Annotated in this window: 12 protein-coding genes; 5 read left to right on the top strand and 7 right to left on the bottom strand. The window is 59.2% G+C overall.

The features are described 5' to 3' along the window. Positions 1 to 47 precede the first annotated feature (47 nt). From P349_RS14915 to P349_RS14925, 3 genes are read right to left on the bottom strand one after another with little or no spacing between them, the layout of a single operon-like run. Complete coding sequence (locus tag P349_RS14915) at positions 48 to 1,043, bottom strand: DUF2891 domain-containing protein (RefSeq protein ID WP_032647290.1); 996 nt, start codon at positions 1,041 to 1,043, stop codon at positions 48 to 50. Positions 1,044 to 1,052: 9 nt separating this feature from the next. Continuing rightward, entirely contained in the window at positions 1,053 to 2,039 is a 987-nt protein-coding gene (locus P349_RS14920) for a DUF979 domain-containing protein (protein WP_023344166.1), read from the bottom strand. Beyond that, positions 2,036 to 2,758 carry a DUF969 domain-containing protein gene (locus tag P349_RS14925; protein WP_008501655.1) on the bottom strand — a complete coding sequence of 241 codons (723 nt, stop codon included), beginning with the start codon at positions 2,756 to 2,758 and terminating at the stop codon, positions 2,036 to 2,038. Before P349_RS14925 ends, P349_RS14920 begins: the two co-directional genes overlap by 4 nt. Positions 2,759 to 2,958: 200 nt before the next feature. Here P349_RS14925 and P349_RS14930 point away from each other — a divergent pair, with 200 nt between their 5' ends. Then, positions 2,959 to 3,504 carry a winged helix DNA-binding protein gene (locus P349_RS14930; RefSeq protein WP_024908533.1) on the top strand — a complete coding sequence of 182 codons (546 nt, stop codon included), beginning with the start codon at positions 2,959 to 2,961 and terminating at the stop codon, positions 3,502 to 3,504. Here P349_RS14930 and glgX read toward each other — a convergent pair whose 3' ends face one another. From glgX to treZ, 3 genes are read right to left on the bottom strand one after another with little or no spacing between them, the layout of a single operon-like run. Then, positions 3,505 to 5,580 carry a glycogen debranching protein GlgX gene (glgX, locus tag P349_RS14935; protein WP_032647292.1) on the bottom strand — a complete coding sequence of 692 codons (2,076 nt, stop codon included), beginning with the start codon at positions 5,578 to 5,580 and terminating at the stop codon, positions 3,505 to 3,507. Positions 5,581 to 5,595: 15 nt separating this feature from the next. Next, positions 5,596 to 8,064 (bottom strand): malto-oligosyltrehalose synthase, encoded by a 2,469-nt coding sequence (treY, locus tag P349_RS14940; protein WP_032647294.1) that lies wholly within the window; start codon positions 8,062 to 8,064, stop codon positions 5,596 to 5,598. Further along, the gene (gene treZ / locus P349_RS14945) at positions 8,061 to 9,848 is read right to left on the bottom strand and encodes a malto-oligosyltrehalose trehalohydrolase (protein ID WP_032647297.1); all 1,788 of its coding nucleotides are present in this window, start codon (positions 9,846 to 9,848) and stop codon (positions 8,061 to 8,063) included. The genes treY and treZ overlap by 4 nt, the downstream gene beginning before the upstream one ends. Positions 9,849 to 9,980: 132 nt before the next feature. Between treZ and P349_RS14950 the strand changes: the two genes are divergently transcribed. The 4 genes from P349_RS14950 (at position 9,981) to P349_RS14965 (ending at position 13,389) form a co-directional block, all read left to right on the top strand. Beyond that, positions 9,981 to 10,508 (top strand): GNAT family N-acetyltransferase, encoded by a 528-nt coding sequence (locus P349_RS14950; RefSeq protein ID WP_032647299.1) that lies wholly within the window; start codon positions 9,981 to 9,983, stop codon positions 10,506 to 10,508. A gap of 86 nt (positions 10,509 to 10,594) precedes the next feature. Next, entirely contained in the window at positions 10,595 to 11,344 is a 750-nt protein-coding gene (locus P349_RS14955) for a 5'-nucleotidase, lipoprotein e(P4) family (RefSeq protein ID WP_443112196.1), read from the top strand. A gap of 142 nt (positions 11,345 to 11,486) precedes the next feature. Then, positions 11,487 to 12,473: an MBL fold metallo-hydrolase gene (locus tag P349_RS14960; RefSeq protein ID WP_032647303.1), complete on the top strand. Its 987-nt coding sequence runs from the start codon at positions 11,487 to 11,489 to the stop codon at positions 12,471 to 12,473. Between the two features lie 4 nt (positions 12,474 to 12,477). Then, complete coding sequence (locus P349_RS14965; protein WP_032647305.1) at positions 12,478 to 13,389, top strand: LysR family transcriptional regulator; 912 nt, start codon at positions 12,478 to 12,480, stop codon at positions 13,387 to 13,389. On the opposite strand, the gene P349_RS14970 is transcribed toward P349_RS14965, so the two are convergent. Then, positions 13,380 to 14,264, bottom strand: coding sequence for a LysR substrate-binding domain-containing protein (locus P349_RS14970; protein ID WP_032647307.1), 885 nt, complete (start codon positions 14,262 to 14,264; stop codon positions 13,380 to 13,382). The two genes, P349_RS14965 and P349_RS14970, sit on opposite strands and share 10 nt — an antisense overlap. Positions 14,265 to 14,270 lie beyond the last annotated feature (6 nt).

The raw sequence follows: 14,270 nt of genomic DNA, 5'->3' as shown, positions 1-14,270 counted from the left end.
GGCCGGGTAAGCGCAGCGCCACCCGGCAAGAAAGACGACTCGTTTGTTTACTCCAGCGCCAGCAGCGCAAAGCTCGCCAGCCAGTGCCCGCCGCTATAGTGGCTGCCGACCACATGCCCGACGCTGGCGGCCAGGTGTTTCGTCACCGCCTCGCGCAACGCCGGTTGCGCCGGGTGGCTGGCAGGAAGCGCTTTCGCAATGTGCTTCATACACCACGCGCGGCTGAGGTTTAACCCGTCCAGATGGGCAATTTTCGGATCGGTACGGTCGCTCACCTCCGCCGGGTTCATCAGTGCCGTAACGGCACTCACCTCCGGCAGAAACGCATCAAACCAGGCCGGGAAGTCTTCAGACACTTTGCTCATCAGCAGCGCCTCCGTCAGCGCGCCGGAAATATACTCGTCTCCGCCGGGCTCATAATGAGCCGGATAGCGCGTGTCGGCGAGATAAAACCGCTCCGCTGCCGCCAGAATCGCCTGTTCAAGCGCCTTGTCTCCCACGACGCGACCGTAATCGAGCGCCAGCGCGAGAGCAAACGCCGTGTTGTAGTGCGTCCCGACGCGGATCGGATAGGTCAGCTTAGCAAGATAATCCATCAGCCGGTTGCGAATATCCTGGGTGAGCGGCTCCAGCGTCCGGTACCAGCCTGCGGCCTGGGACAGCGACGACTGTTTCAGCTCCTGGGCCAGCGCCAGCAGCCAGCCGTAACCATACGGGCGCTCAAACGAGGCGCGGAACGGCGCGGTGAAATAGGCCAGCTCCTTCGCCACGTTCTCTTCGGTCATGTGCTCGTCAAAAAGCGCGACGATCGCGTCCCGGCACGGTAATTCCGGATAGAGGCGCACGCAGCGCAGCAGCAGCCAGTAGCCGTGCACCGCCGAGTGCCAGTCGAAACAGCCGTAGAAAATCGGGTGCAGTTCGCGGGGCGGCAGAACGTCACCATCATCATTCAGCAGGTGCATGATGTGGTTCGGGTATTCCTGGCGCAAATAGGTCAAAGGCATGCGGGCAAACGCGTCGGCCTGATGTTGCGTTAATTCCATAACAGCTCCTTAGCGAAACACGAGGAAATACATTAAGAACACGTTCACCACCAGCAAGGTTAACGCGGTCGGGATCTGGATCTTGATCACCTGATATTTGTCTTTCAGCTCCAGCAGCGCGGCGGGAACGATATTGAAGTTCGCGGCCATCGGCGTCATCAGCGTGCCGCAGTAGCCTGCGTACATGCCAATTGCCAGCAGCGGCGCAGGGTTGCCGTGATGCACGTTGATCAGAAACGGCAAGGCGATACCGGCACTTAATACCGGGAAGGCCGCAAAGGCATTACCCATAATCATGGTAAACAGCGCCATACCCACACAGTAAATCACCACCAGCATGAAGCGGCTATCCGGGTTCACAAACAGGCTCACCACCTTCTGTACCGAGTCGCCCGTGTTAGCCACCACGAACACGCCGCCGAGCATGGCCAGCATCTGCGGCAGGATCACCGCCCAGCCGATAGTATCGACAAGACGACGGGACTGACGAACGGCATGCAGCGGCGTGCCTTTGGTCAGCCACCAGCCGGTGAGGATCGCCGCGACGCAGGCCACGCAAAGCGCCGCCAGGGTGAGCTGCTTCTGATCGAGCAGAAACACGCCGCCGACCGAAACGCCCTTCAGGAATAACGTGCCCAGCACCGTCACCACCGGGATCATCAGCGCGGGCAGGAACAGCCAGTTTTTAAGACGGTTTGACGACGCGACGCGCTCCTCCTCGGTCGACATTTTATAGTGCCCTTTCCCGACGAGACCAAAACCCGCCAGCAGCGCGATAACGATAACGCCACCGCCGATAATCCGGTACGCCAGCGATTTCCCCAGCTCCTGCACCATCAGATCGCCAAACAGGAAGATCCCGCCAAACAAGAACCAGAACAGCGCGGTGGTAAAACGCTTCGGATTGGCGCGATCGCGCAGGGTCATCACAACCAGCAGCATCACGACAAAGCCAATCAGGTAGTACACGCGGTTAATGGTGATAAGCGTCATCATTGCGCGGCCTCCTGCGTACCCTGCTCTGCACGCCAGGCCATCACGTCGCGACGGATACTTGCATCGAGGCGCAGCAGGCGCGTCATATGAATAATCAATGCCGCAATGGCGGTTGGAATGGCCCACAGGCCGATATGCAGCGGTTCAATGCCCTGGATACCATTCTCTTTCAGGAACGCGTCGATCAGCAGCACCGCCCCGAAGGCAATAAAGATATCTTCCCCAAAGAAAACCGCGATGTTGTCGCACGCGGCGGCATGGGCTTTGATTTTGTCGCGAATGTGCTGCGGCAGCTCGCCATATTCATTCAGCGCCGCCCCTTCGGCCATCGGCGCCAGCAGCGGGCGCACCGTCTGCGCGTGACCGCCCAGCGACATCAGACCCAGCGCGGCGGTACCTTCACGGGCGACAAAATAGAGCATCAGAATACGCGCTGAGGTGGCGCTGGCGATCTTCGCCACCCAGGCCTGGGCGCGCTCTTTAAGCCCGTAATATTCCAGCAGGCCAATCACCGGCAGGATCAGGATGAAGGTGGCCAGCGATCGGCTATTGACGAACTTCTCGCCGAAGGTCTCCAGCAGCATGCCGAAATCCATACCGACCAGCAGACCCGTCGCCAGCCCCGCCACCACGACCACCAGCAGCGGGTTGAAGCGCAGTGCAAAACCAATAACCACGATCGGTATCCCGATCAGCGGCAGCAGCGTAGTACCGTCCATAACGTTTACCCTATCGAAAGTGAGCGTTGCGCGCCGACGGCTATTTTTTTAATTTGCGGCGAGCGATGTTGTGTTTTGTTGGCAGGCTTCGCAAAACCTGCGCTAAAAAGCTATATCTGAACCTCAAAAACATGTAAACAAATTATCAATAAAATGTTCTTATTTTATCGATGAGTTTACATTTCTGGCTAAGGAACGTTATGACCTCAGAAAAGAGTGCTTCACCCGATCGCGACGATATCAACGATGGCCGGATCGTCTCTTCCCGCCACCTGGTATCCGAGCGCTGCGCGGAGTTATCAGAGCTGGAATATGCGCTGATCATGACCAGCAACGCGTTTAACAAATGGATGGTGCGCTGCATGACGGCAGCCGGCGAGCCCGATATGGGCGCCTTTGACGTTTCGCTGCTGCATCACGTGAACCACCGCGACCGCAAGAAAAAGCTGGCCGATATCTGCTTCGTCCTCAACGTGGAAGATACCCACGTGGTGACCTATGCCCTGAAAAAGCTGGTCAAAGCAGGCTACGTGACGAGCGAGAAAGCGGGTAAAGAGCTCTTTTTCTCTACCACGGAGGAAGGGAAAGCGCTGTGCATGAAATACCGGGACGTGCGGGAAGCGTGTCTGATTGCGATCCACGCGGAGAGCGGCATTGCCGGGAAGTCGATTGGCGAGACCGCGCAGCTGTTACGCACGATCTCCTCCCTGTATGACACCGCCGCCCGGGCGGCGGCGTCACTGTAACTAAGGTCGTCGGAACAGCGTAATGCTGCGACCGGCCAGTTCATATTCTACGGTTTCGGTGATCGCTGTCCCGGTGGCAGCGTCATCCGCCGTAGACAGCTCCAGCACCCATCCCCCTTCGCCAAACTGCGGGATCTGGAACGGCACGGTGCCTTCAAACGGGTTGAACAGCATCAGCACGTCGTGCCAGATACCGTCCTCCTGCCGAAGATCCGGCCTGCTGATGGAGACCCCAAGCGTCGAGCCTTCGTCCCACTGCTCGGCCTGCTGCGGACCGCCTCCGGCATTGAACCAGCGGATCTCCAGCCCGTCGCGCCAGCTCTCACGACGCAGCAGCGGCTGCTGCGCGCGCAGGGCAATCAACCGCTGGGTGAACTCGCGCAGCGCGGCGTCATTTTCGGATAGCCCTTTCCAGTCGATCCATGAGATCTCACTGTCCTGACAGTAGCCGTTATTGTTGCCCTTCTGCGTGCGGCCAAACTCATCCCCGGCCAGCAGCATCGGCGTACCGTGGGAGAACAGCAGCGTGGTCAGGAAGTTACGCTTCTGCCGCTCCCGGGTGGCGATGATGTCCGGATTTTCGGTTGGCCCCTCCTCGCCATAGTTATAAGAACGGTTATCGTTATGCCCGTCGTTATTGTCCTCGCCGTTGTCGGCGTTATGCTTTTCGTTGTACGACACCAGGTCATTCAGCGTAAAGCCGTCATGGGCGGTGATGAAGTTGACGCTGGCCCACGGACGACGGCCGCGCAGATCGTACAGATCGCCGGAGCCGAGCAGTCGCGCGGCAAAGTCCGTGGAGACGTTGTCCCCCTTCCAGTACTCGCGAACGGTGTCGCGGTATTTGTCGTTCCACTCCCCCCAGCCCGGCGGGAATCCGCCCACCTGATAGCCGCCGGGACCGATATCCCAGGGTTCACCAATCAGCTTGAGTCGGGATAAGACCGGATCCTGAGTCATGGCGTCAAAAAAACCGCCGCGCGGGTCAAACCCTTCGGGCTCGCGGCCCAGAATCGTCCCCAGGTCGAAACGAAAACCGTCAATGTGCATCGATTCCGCCCAGTAGCGCAGGGAGTCCATCACCATCTGCAGCACGCGCGGATGCGAGGTGTTGACCGTATTTCCCGTCCCGGTGTCGTTGATGTAATACCGGTGCTGGTCCGGGAGCGTGCGGTAATAGCTGTAATTATCAATCCCCTTAAACGAGAGCGTCGGGCCAAGCTCGTTCCCTTCCGCCGTGTGGTTGTACACCACGTCCAGAATCACCTCGATGCCCGCGTCATGATAGGCGCGCACCATGTCGCGAAAGCCCTGAATCCCCGCCGGGCCGTAGTAGCGCGACGCCGGAGCAAAAAAGCCGAGCGTGTTATAGCCCCAAAAGTTCTTCAGGCCGCGCTCGAGCAGGTGCTGATCGTCCGGGAACCAGTGAACCGGCAGCAGCTCCACCGAGGTAATGCCGAGGCTTTTTATATAGTCGACCGAGGCTTTATGCCCCATGCCTTCAAACGTGCCGCGCAGCTCGGGCGGAATGGCCGGGTTCATCTGGGTAAAGCCTTTCACGTGGCTCTCATAAACAACGGTATGCGGCCAGGGCACGTTCGGCCGGTTGTTGTCCTGCCAGTCAGAGGCATCCGGGTCAATGACCCTGCATTTCGGCGTGAACGGCGCGCTGTCCCGCGTGTCAAAGCTCAAATCCAGCTCGTCATGCCCCAGCTCATAGCCGAAATGGGCGTCGTTCCAGTCGATGTCACCCACCAGTTCGCGGGCGTAGGGGTCGATAAGCAGCTTATGCGGGTTGAAGCGATGACCGTTTTCCGGGTCGTAGGGGCCGTAGACGCGATAGCCATACAGCGCCCCAGGCTTCAGGTCGGGCACATAGCCGTGCCAGACCTCATGGGTATATTCCGGCAGTTCCAGCCGGGCGATTTCGGTTTTCCCGGACGGATCGAACAGACAGAGTTCCACCCGCTCAGCGTGAGCGGAGAACAGCGCGAAGTTAACGCCCTTCCCGTCATAATTCGCACCCAACTGCTGGCCATGACCGGCCCGAATTTCAAACGTTGTATCCTTTGCCATTTTCGTTCTCCACGATTATTCGCAGGTAAGCAGAACCAGTACACATCCCTTTTCTGACGTTAACGCCAGCGTTTCTTGCAGCATGCGGCTTTCGCCGCTGAACAGATCCCGATAGCGCTTCCCGGCCAGCTCGTCGGGTAACATGACCGTGGTATTGACCCAAAGCTGATGATTATCGGTGACGTCAAAAACCAGACGCGGCACGGCGACAATCAGCGCCTCGTCGTCCTTAACGCGCGCATAGACAATCAGGTTCTCCTCGCGCTCGCCGCTGACCTTAAGCGGCAGCCAGTCGCCGTAGCGGAAAAGCGCGTCGTAGTGCGGTCGAAGCCGCAGCAGCGTGGCGGTAACGAACTGCTTCACCCTGCCGTCCCGCCAGCATGCCGGGTTGTCAAACACCCCGGCATCCGCCGCACTGAGGCTCTGCACCAGGGCCGGAAAGTCCGGCTCCCGCCGGTTATCCGGGTCGACAAGGCTAAAATTAAGCGCCTCGCTGCCCTGATAGATATCCGGGACGCCGGGCGCCGTCAGCTTGATCACCGTCTGGCTGAGGCTGTTCATCAGCCCGGCGCGGATAAAAGGCTGCATCGCCTCGCTGAAATCGTGCAGGAACAGGGTGTTGTCCGGTGAAAGCAGGTGCCGTGCATAGCTCAACACCACGCTCTCATAGCTCTCGTTGCTGTCGATCCAGTCGGTGCGCTGCTTTGCCTCGCGCAGCGCTTTCTCAAGGAAGCCAAGGAAACGTTCTTCCAGTGATTTCAGCCCGTCGGCGTCGTCCGGTGACAGCGTGGCGGGCCAGACGCCCGCCAGCGCCTGGTAGATCATCCAGGTATCGGCGGCGTTCGGCGCGGTACCGTCATTGAGAAAACGCACCTGGGTCTGGTTCATCTGCCGCCAGCGGGCCAGGTTTTCACCCCACCGTTCCGGGGCTTCCGTCAGGGTATAGAGACGCGCCCGGGCATCTTCCCCGCGCTTGGTATCGTGCGTGGAGGTGCCCAGCAGCGCGTCGGGCTGACGGGCCTGGCGAATACGCATCTCCTGGTGGAAGCGGGATAATGAAAACGCGCGCGGCGTCGGGTCGGCCCCCACTTCATTGAGCGCCAGCTCCAGGTTGTGGCGGAAGAACAGCGTGTCTTCAACGGATTTCGCCATCAGCGGCCCGGTGAGCTGCTGGAAGCGGGTCCTGAAAAGCGCGGCGGACTCGCGGCACCCGTCCGGCAGGTCGCCGGTAAGAATGCGCACAATCAGGCTGAGCGCCGCTTCCGACGTCTCCACGCTGGCGACCACGCGGTTAAGCAGCGCCACGTCCGGCGGGGTTAATCCCTCGCGAGTGCCATAGGTGCGGTAGACCGGAAAGGCAATAAGCAGCTCACGCAGCGCGTGGCGGATTTCCTCGCGCGGCAGCGCAACCTCATTACGGCGTGCCAGATCCTCAGCAAGGTTTAGCAGCGCGGTGAATTCACCCTCAAAATTACGATCGGCCATCAGGCCTTTGGCATCGCGCAGTTCCGCGTGGCGATCGACCGTGATGCCCAGCGTCTCGTCGTGGATGGTCTCCAGACGCCCCAGGCTATCGTCGTCGACCAGCACTTCCGCCAGCGAGGCGATAAACTCGTAGCCGGTGGTACCGGATACCGGCCAGTCAGAGGGGAGCTGTTCCCCTTTGGCGAGAATCTTTTCGACCGTAATGTAGCAGTCGGGCCCGGTGGCCTGCCGCAGGTGCTGCAGATAGCCCAGCGGATCCGCCAGGCCGTCGACATGGTCAATGCGCAGGCCGTCCACCACGCCCGCGTGGACCAGCTCAAGGATCAGCCGGTGCGTGTCGTCGAAGACCGCATCATCTTCAACCCGAACGCCGACCAGCCCGGTGATCTCAAAAAAGCGCCGCCACGAGAGCTGCTTCGGCGCTTCCCGCCAGGACATCAGCCGCCAGCTTTGCGCGTCGTGCAGTTCCGCAATGCTCTTCTCCTCGCTGTACGTGCCGGGGTTGAGCGGATACTCGGCGTCGTAGTAGACCAGCGCGGCCTTTTTCGTGACAGCGTCACGTTTTAGCGTGATAGCTCCCTTCTCCAGCTCCGCCTCAAAGGTGTCGCCAAGAAACGGCAGCGTTAGCGGTCGCGACCCGTCGATATCGAAGTAGCGGAAATAGCGGCTCTGCTGGCCATATTCAATCACGTCCCGCCACCAGAGGTTTTCCAGCGAGGTGGACATATGGTTGGGGACTATGTCCAGAATCAACCCCATGCCGGCCTGCTTGAGCGCGGCGGCCATGCGGTCAAACCCGTCTCGCCCGCCGATGGCGGGGTCGATTTCATTCGGGTTGGTTACGTCATAGCCGTGGGTGGACCCCGTCGTGGCAGTGAACACGGGCGACGCGTAAAGGTGGCTGATGCCGAGGTCCTTCAGATACGGCACCAGCGCCACAACGCGGTCAAACGTCATGCCGTTACGGAACTGAATTCGGTACGTGGCGGAAGGGATCATAACGATGCTTCTCCATTAGCAAAGCGAACGACAATACCGTTCGGCGGTAATACGTCGGTGACTTCCGGCGAGGCAAAACGCGTCTCCCCCGCCAGAGCGGGCAGCGCGACGGGCTTAATGCCGATATTCAGCGCCAGAGAGAGCGTCCCCGACGGAAAGCGCCAGCACACCGCTACCATGCCGGGCGCGGTCTTGAGCACATGGCCCTCAACGGCGCCGCACGGATGCAGAAGCGGAACGATATAGCGATGGCGCAGCGTCAGCAGGTGGCGCGTGTAGCGCAGCCACGTCTTGCCCTCGTCGGTGGCGACTTTATGCCAGTCGAGCTTTGAGCGGATAAACGTGTTCACGTCGTTCGGGTCCGGGACGGTTTCATCGTGCCCGGCATGACCGGTAAACTCTTTCGCGCGCCCTTCCCGCACCGCCTTTGCCAGTTCGCCGTGAAAGTCGGTGAAGAACAGGAATGGATGCGTTTCCCCAAACTCCTCGCCCATAAACAGCAGCGGGATATGCGGGGAGAGCAGCAGCGCGGCAAGCAGCACCCGCGTCTTGTCGGCACCCGCGAGGGAGATAAGCCGCTCGCCCTGGGCGCGATTGCCGGTCTGATCGTGGTTTTGGATAAAATCGACGAAGAACTGCGGTGGCTGCGTGCGGCATTCCACCCCGCGAGACTCGCCGGTTTGCAGAGATACCTCGCCCTGGTAGACAAAGCCTTCCGCCAGCGCCCGGGCGAACTTTTTCTCCGGCTCAAAGGCAAAGTCCTGGTAGTAGGCATGCGTCTCGCCGGTGGCAAACACGTGGGCGGCGTTGTGGAAGTCATCGTTCCACTCGCCGGTAAACAGCGGCGCGTTGCCTTGTTCATCGCGCGGATGCAGGAAAATCACATTGCGGCTGTCTTCCGTGGTCAGGTGAACGTGACGGTGCGGAATGGCCTCTCGGCTCCTGGTGGCAATCTCCTCGAGAATATGCGTGTCGGAGCCGTCTTTTATCTGGTCGATGGCATCAAACCGCAGGCCGTCCAGCCGGTATTCCGTTAGCCAGTAGAGCGGCGCGTCGGTCATGTACTGCCTCACCGGCTCGCGCTCGTAGGCGATGCCGTTGCCCCAGGGTGTCATCCGCTGTGCATCGAAAAACGCGGGCGACAGCAAAGGCAGATAGTTCCCCTCCGGCCCGAAGTGGTTAAGCACGATATCCAGCACCACCGAAAGCCCCAGCCCGTGCGCGGCGTCGATAAACGCGTGGAAATCCTCCGGCGTACCGTAGGCTGAGTGTGGGGCATATAGCAGCACACCGTCGTACCCCCAGCCGCGGGAACCGCCAAACTGAGAGACGGGCATCACTTCAAGCTGGGTAATCCCGAGTTCTGCCAGATACGGCAGCTTGTCGATGGCCGCCCGGAAGGTGCCCTCCGGGGTAAAGGTGCCCATGTGTAGTTCGTAAATGACCGTCTCTTCCCACGGACGCCCTGCCCAGTCGCGGTTGACCGGCTGGTAGCGTCGGGGATCGATCACCACCGAGGGGCCGTTAACGTCGCCCTTTTGCGCCCGCGAGGCGGGATCGGGCACCGCCATGCCGTCCTGAAGAACAAACTGATATTCTGCACCGTGCGTGACGCCGGGGACGTCTGCCTGGAACCAGCCGTCGCCCGTTGCCGTCATCGGCACGTCGGCGGCGACCAGACGTAGCGTAAGTTCTTTCTGTCCTTCTGCCCAGACGCGAAAACGTACAACGTCATCGGAAATAAACTCAGCACCCCACTGCTTTTGAAATGTCCTGAATTCCATTCATTGTCCTCGAATGACCCACATTTTACGCGGAACGAAGTACAAGCTTAGTTCAGGATTAAAAGTGTGTTAGCCCAGCGGATTTAACCGCTTCGTCTATTCTTTATGAAATAACTCACTACCGGGAAAATTATGCAGATTCGAAAAGGATTAAATACGGACCTCGTCCGTCTTGAATGTTGTGACTTTTCTTTCACCATTAGCCACATTGCGCGAGAGCCCTTTATCCACTGTGATTTGCATATCGAAGCCGTCGCCGAGCCCTGGATAAAAACCTACGAACTCGACATTCAAACGCTTGAAAACCACTGCGTTAATCCGGACGCCATATTTCTTGTTGCGGAAACGGATGACGGTGAAATAGCCGGATTTATTACCGCTTCAATTGGCTGGAATAAATTTATCTCAGTGGATTATATCGCCGTTGAGCGTACAAAACGCAGAACCGGCGCCGCACAAAAATTGATGGCCGCCGCCCACGTCTGGGCCCGCAGCGTAAACGCGCCGGGATTACGGCTTGAAACACAAAACGTGAACGTCTCTGCCTGTCTGTTTTACCGTCACTACGGATTTACCCTGGGCGGATACGACCGTTATCTCTACAACGCCTTGCCGGAAAAAGACGAGGTCGCCCTGTTCTGGTATTACATGCTGGTCTAGCGACGCGGCCGTCATATTTCTGTCATTGAATTTCATTACGCTTTCGGGATTTTAACCAGGGTGTTGAGGAAAAAAGCGTGAATTCAATGGCTAAGGCATTACTGCTGGCATTACCTGTTTTGAGTGCAGCGGCAACCGCGACGGCTGCCGGGCGCGACCTGTGTGAACCCAAAGCGTACGAAATGGCGCTGCGCTATCAGCAGAAATCGGCAGAGATTATGGCCCTGCAGCTGCAAACCTATCGGTTTGCCACCGAGCGTTTCAACGAGAAGTTAAAGGATCTGAAAACGCCCGAAAATTACGCCGTGGTGATGGACCTCGACGAAACGGTGCTGGATAACACCCCTCTGCTGGTGCGCGACGCGGAGCAGTGTCACGACTATACACAATGGGACACCTGGAGCGACTGGGAGAAGCAGGGAAAACCCGGCTTAATCCCGGGGGCGAAAGCGTTTCTTGACCACGTGAATCAAAGCAAGGTCCGGATCTACTACGTTTCGGATCGTATGCAGGAAAATAAAGCCGACACGCTGAAGACGTTAAACGCTCTCGGCCTGCCGCAGGTGTCTGACGAAAGCGTGCTGCTGGATACGGTCAGCAAGGAAGAGCGTCGCCAGAGCATCCTCAAAAAACAGCAGATCGTGATGCTGTTCGGCGACAGCCTGCCGGATTTCGCCGTGCAGTTTAAAAACAAAAAGCCGAGCGAGCAGCAGCGTGAGCTGGTTGAAGCCAGCGCCGAACACTTCGGCAACGACTGGATTGTGCTGCCTAATGCCGCTTATGGCGCCTGGTCCAAAGCCACGCTGGATAGCTGGAACGCACCGCTGATAAAATAAGGTCTTACGGGCCGGAAAAGGCATCCCCCGCCTTCCCGGCCCTTCGGTTAACTATCCATCCCGTTTATAGGTCCTATCATTTCTGGGCAGGTTCTTATAATTTTACGAAGAAGTAAGATGAGTGCTTTCAAAGGAGACTCGTATGCTTACCGTGAAAAAACTTGCTCTTTCCACGCTGATTTCCAGTTCACTGCTTTTCTATCCTGCGCTGCAGGCCTCGGCAGAGACGCCTCAGCACGTCGTTAAACAACCGGCGGGCGGATACAGCGTTCAGGTTGGCGACGTTCTGGTCACCTCGTTTACCGACGGGACCGTCGCGCAGGATCTGCACAAGCTGCTGCGCAGGACAACGCCGCAAAACATTGATGCGCTGCTCGCGAAAAATTTCCAGACCAACCCGCCAGAGGTGTCCATCAACGCGTTCCTGATTGCGATGCCCGGACATAAAATTCTGGTGGATACCGGCTCGGGCCAGCTCTTTGGCCCCGGTAACGGCGGCCGTCTGATTGAGAGCCTCGCCACGCAGGGGATTAAACCCGAGGACATTACTGAAGTCCTGCTGACCCACGCCCACTCCGATCATGCCGGTGGCCTGGTGAAGGATGGAAAAGTAGTGTTCAGCAACGCGCGCGTTTTTGTTGGTAAACCGGATATCGACTTTTTCTTTAACGACGACAATCAGAAAAAAACCGGCTACGGCAAGAACTACTTTGACGTCGCGCAGAAGACCTTAAAACCCTATCTTGACGCGGGGAAAGTGGTGCCGTTTAGCGGCACATCGGAGATTCTCCCGGGGCTGACCGGCACGGTTCATCCCGGACACACGCCGGGCTCAGCCTTCTACACGCTGACAAGCAAAGGCGAGAAGATCACCTTTGTCGGAGACATCATTCATGCCGCGGCTGTTCAGTTCCCGCAGCCTGCGGTGACCATCACCTACGATGAAGATCAGAACAAAGCGGCAAGCGTTCGCGAGCATGCGTTCGCTGACTTTGTGAAAAATAAAGATCTCATTGCCGCGCCGCACCTGCCTTTCCCGGGCATCGGCTATGTAACGAAAGGCGAGAACGGCGGCTATGCCTGGGTCCCTGTCACCTATACCAACCGGGACGCCAGCGGCGCGAAATAGAGCGATGACGCGGATATCTGACATGGACATAGACCTGCTCCTGACGCTGGACGCCCTGCTTCAGGACAGGAACATCACCCATGCGGCCGCGCGGCTGGGCATCAGCCAGCCCGCGCTGTCTGCCCGTCTCGCGCGTCTGCGCTCGCTGTTTGGCGAACCGCTGTTCATTCCCTCCCCGCATGGACGCGGGGTATTACCCACGCCGCGAGCGGAAGCGCTCAAGCCGCAGGTGGCGAACGTACTGCGCGGCATCAGCGCGATGTTTGCCCCCACGGCATTTGATGCGCGAACCAGCAGCCGGACCTTTGTTATCGCGCTGCATGAGAACCCGGCGCTGATGCTCGGTACCGGACTGCTTAACCAGGTGGGAACCGACGCCCCCGGCATCCGCCTGCGCTTCGCCCTGCCGGAGATGGCTGACCTGCCGCAGCAGCTGGAAAACGGGGATGTGGACATCTACATCGGCGTGAGCGCGGGCGCTCATGACGGCTGGGTGAGGCGCAAACTCCTCGACGACGCGTTTGCCACCGCCCAGCGTAAAGGCCATCCGCGCGGAACAGGTCCGTTAGATCTGGAAAGCTACTGCGCGCTTTCCCATCTGGTGGTGTCGTCGGCGGGAGATCCGTTTACCGGCTTTGTCGACCAAACCCTTGCCGGGCTGGGCTATCAGCGACACGTCGCCATGTCCACCCAGAGCTACGCCATGGCGCCACCGCTTGTTGCCGTTACCGACCTGGTCTGTACCCTGCCGGAACGGATGCTGCGACAGTTCGCCAGCACGCTGGATATTTTCCCACCGCCGCTGCCGCTCCAGCCAATTACCATCAACATGTACTGGCACCCGAAAAACAGCCAGGATCCGGCAAATGCCTGGCTGCGTGAACAGCTGCTGCGGGCCGCCGGACGTCAGGTGTGATCGAGGGTAACCAGAAACTTTTTAAGCACTTCTGAGCGAATAATCCGGTGGCAAACCAGGGTGAGTTCGCTCTCCCGCAGCCGGTCGAGAATGTCCACGTAAACCACATTCTCGACGCTCACCGCCTTTGCCGACGCGGGCAACAGCGCCAGCCCAAACCCTGCCGAAACCAGGCTTATCACTGTGGGCACATCGGTTGCGTTTTGCACCACGTCCGGCTGAAAGCCCGCCCCGCTGCAGGCGTCATAGAAATACTGTTCCAGCCCCATTCCCTCTGGGTCGCGCAGGGAGATCCATTTTTCGTCTTTCACCGACGAAAGCGTCAGCGCGGCGGACCCGGCCAGGGGATGCTGACGATATAGCGCCAGCACCGTTTTCTCCGAGGTGAACGGACGACTTTGCAGATCGTCCGGCAGCGACGGCAGCGGCGCGCGGATGATGGCCACATCGAGCTGATTGCTCTGCACGGCAGCATAGAGCGTCTGCACGTTTCCCGTCATCAGCGACATGGTAATGGCCGGCCAGCGGCTGTGCATCTGGCGAAGCGCGGCGGGCAGCCTGCCGTCGAACATCGCGCTCGACACGCACCCGAGGTTTAACACCCCCTGCTCGCCCCTTGCCGTTTGCCTGGCGTCCAGCACCGCCTGCTCGGTGAGGGAGATGGCGAGCCTGGCTTTTACCAGGAATGCTTCGCCCGCGGGCGTCAGGGTTAAGCGGCGATTCGCACGGCTGAAAAGCGTGACGCCTAAACGTTCTTCCATGGCCTTTATCTGCTGGCTCAGCGCCGGTTGCGCCATGTTCAGACGCTCGGCGGCCCGGTGCATATGGAGCTCTTCGGCCACGACGATGAAGTGGCGTATCTGACGAAACTGCACGAGACG

Source organism: Enterobacter sp. DC4 (genome assembly GCF_000568095.1).
Classification (GTDB): domain Bacteria; phylum Pseudomonadota; class Gammaproteobacteria; order Enterobacterales; family Enterobacteriaceae; genus Enterobacter; species Enterobacter pseudoroggenkampii.
This window is presented reverse-complemented; position numbering and strand designations above follow the sequence as displayed.

Excerpts from the sequence above, each read along its gene's own strand:
- P349_RS14915 (WP_032647290.1), bottom strand. The coding sequence starts at position 1,043 with ATGGAATTAACGCAACATCAGGCCGACGCGTTTGCCCGCATGCCTTTG.
- P349_RS14920 (WP_023344166.1), bottom strand. The coding sequence starts at position 2,039 with ATGATGACGCTTATCACCATTAACCGCGTGTACTACCTGATTGGCTTT.
- P349_RS14925 (WP_008501655.1), bottom strand. The coding sequence starts at position 2,758 with ATGGACGGTACTACGCTGCTGCCGCTGATCGGGATACCGATCGTGGTT.
- P349_RS14930 (WP_024908533.1), top strand. The coding sequence starts at position 2,959 with ATGACCTCAGAAAAGAGTGCTTCACCCGATCGCGACGATATCAACGAT.
- glgX (WP_032647292.1), bottom strand. The coding sequence starts at position 5,580 with ATGGCAAAGGATACAACGTTTGAAATTCGGGCCGGTCATGGCCAGCAG.
- treY (WP_032647294.1), bottom strand. The coding sequence starts at position 8,064 with ATGATCCCTTCCGCCACGTACCGAATTCAGTTCCGTAACGGCATGACG.
- treZ (WP_032647297.1), bottom strand. The coding sequence starts at position 9,848 with ATGGAATTCAGGACATTTCAAAAGCAGTGGGGTGCTGAGTTTATTTCC.
- P349_RS14950 (WP_032647299.1), top strand. The coding sequence starts at position 9,981 with ATGCAGATTCGAAAAGGATTAAATACGGACCTCGTCCGTCTTGAATGT.
- P349_RS14955 (WP_443112196.1), top strand. The coding sequence starts at position 10,595 with ATGGCTAAGGCATTACTGCTGGCATTACCTGTTTTGAGTGCAGCGGCA.
- P349_RS14960 (WP_032647303.1), top strand. The coding sequence starts at position 11,487 with ATGCTTACCGTGAAAAAACTTGCTCTTTCCACGCTGATTTCCAGTTCA.
- P349_RS14965 (WP_032647305.1), top strand. The coding sequence starts at position 12,478 with ATGACGCGGATATCTGACATGGACATAGACCTGCTCCTGACGCTGGAC.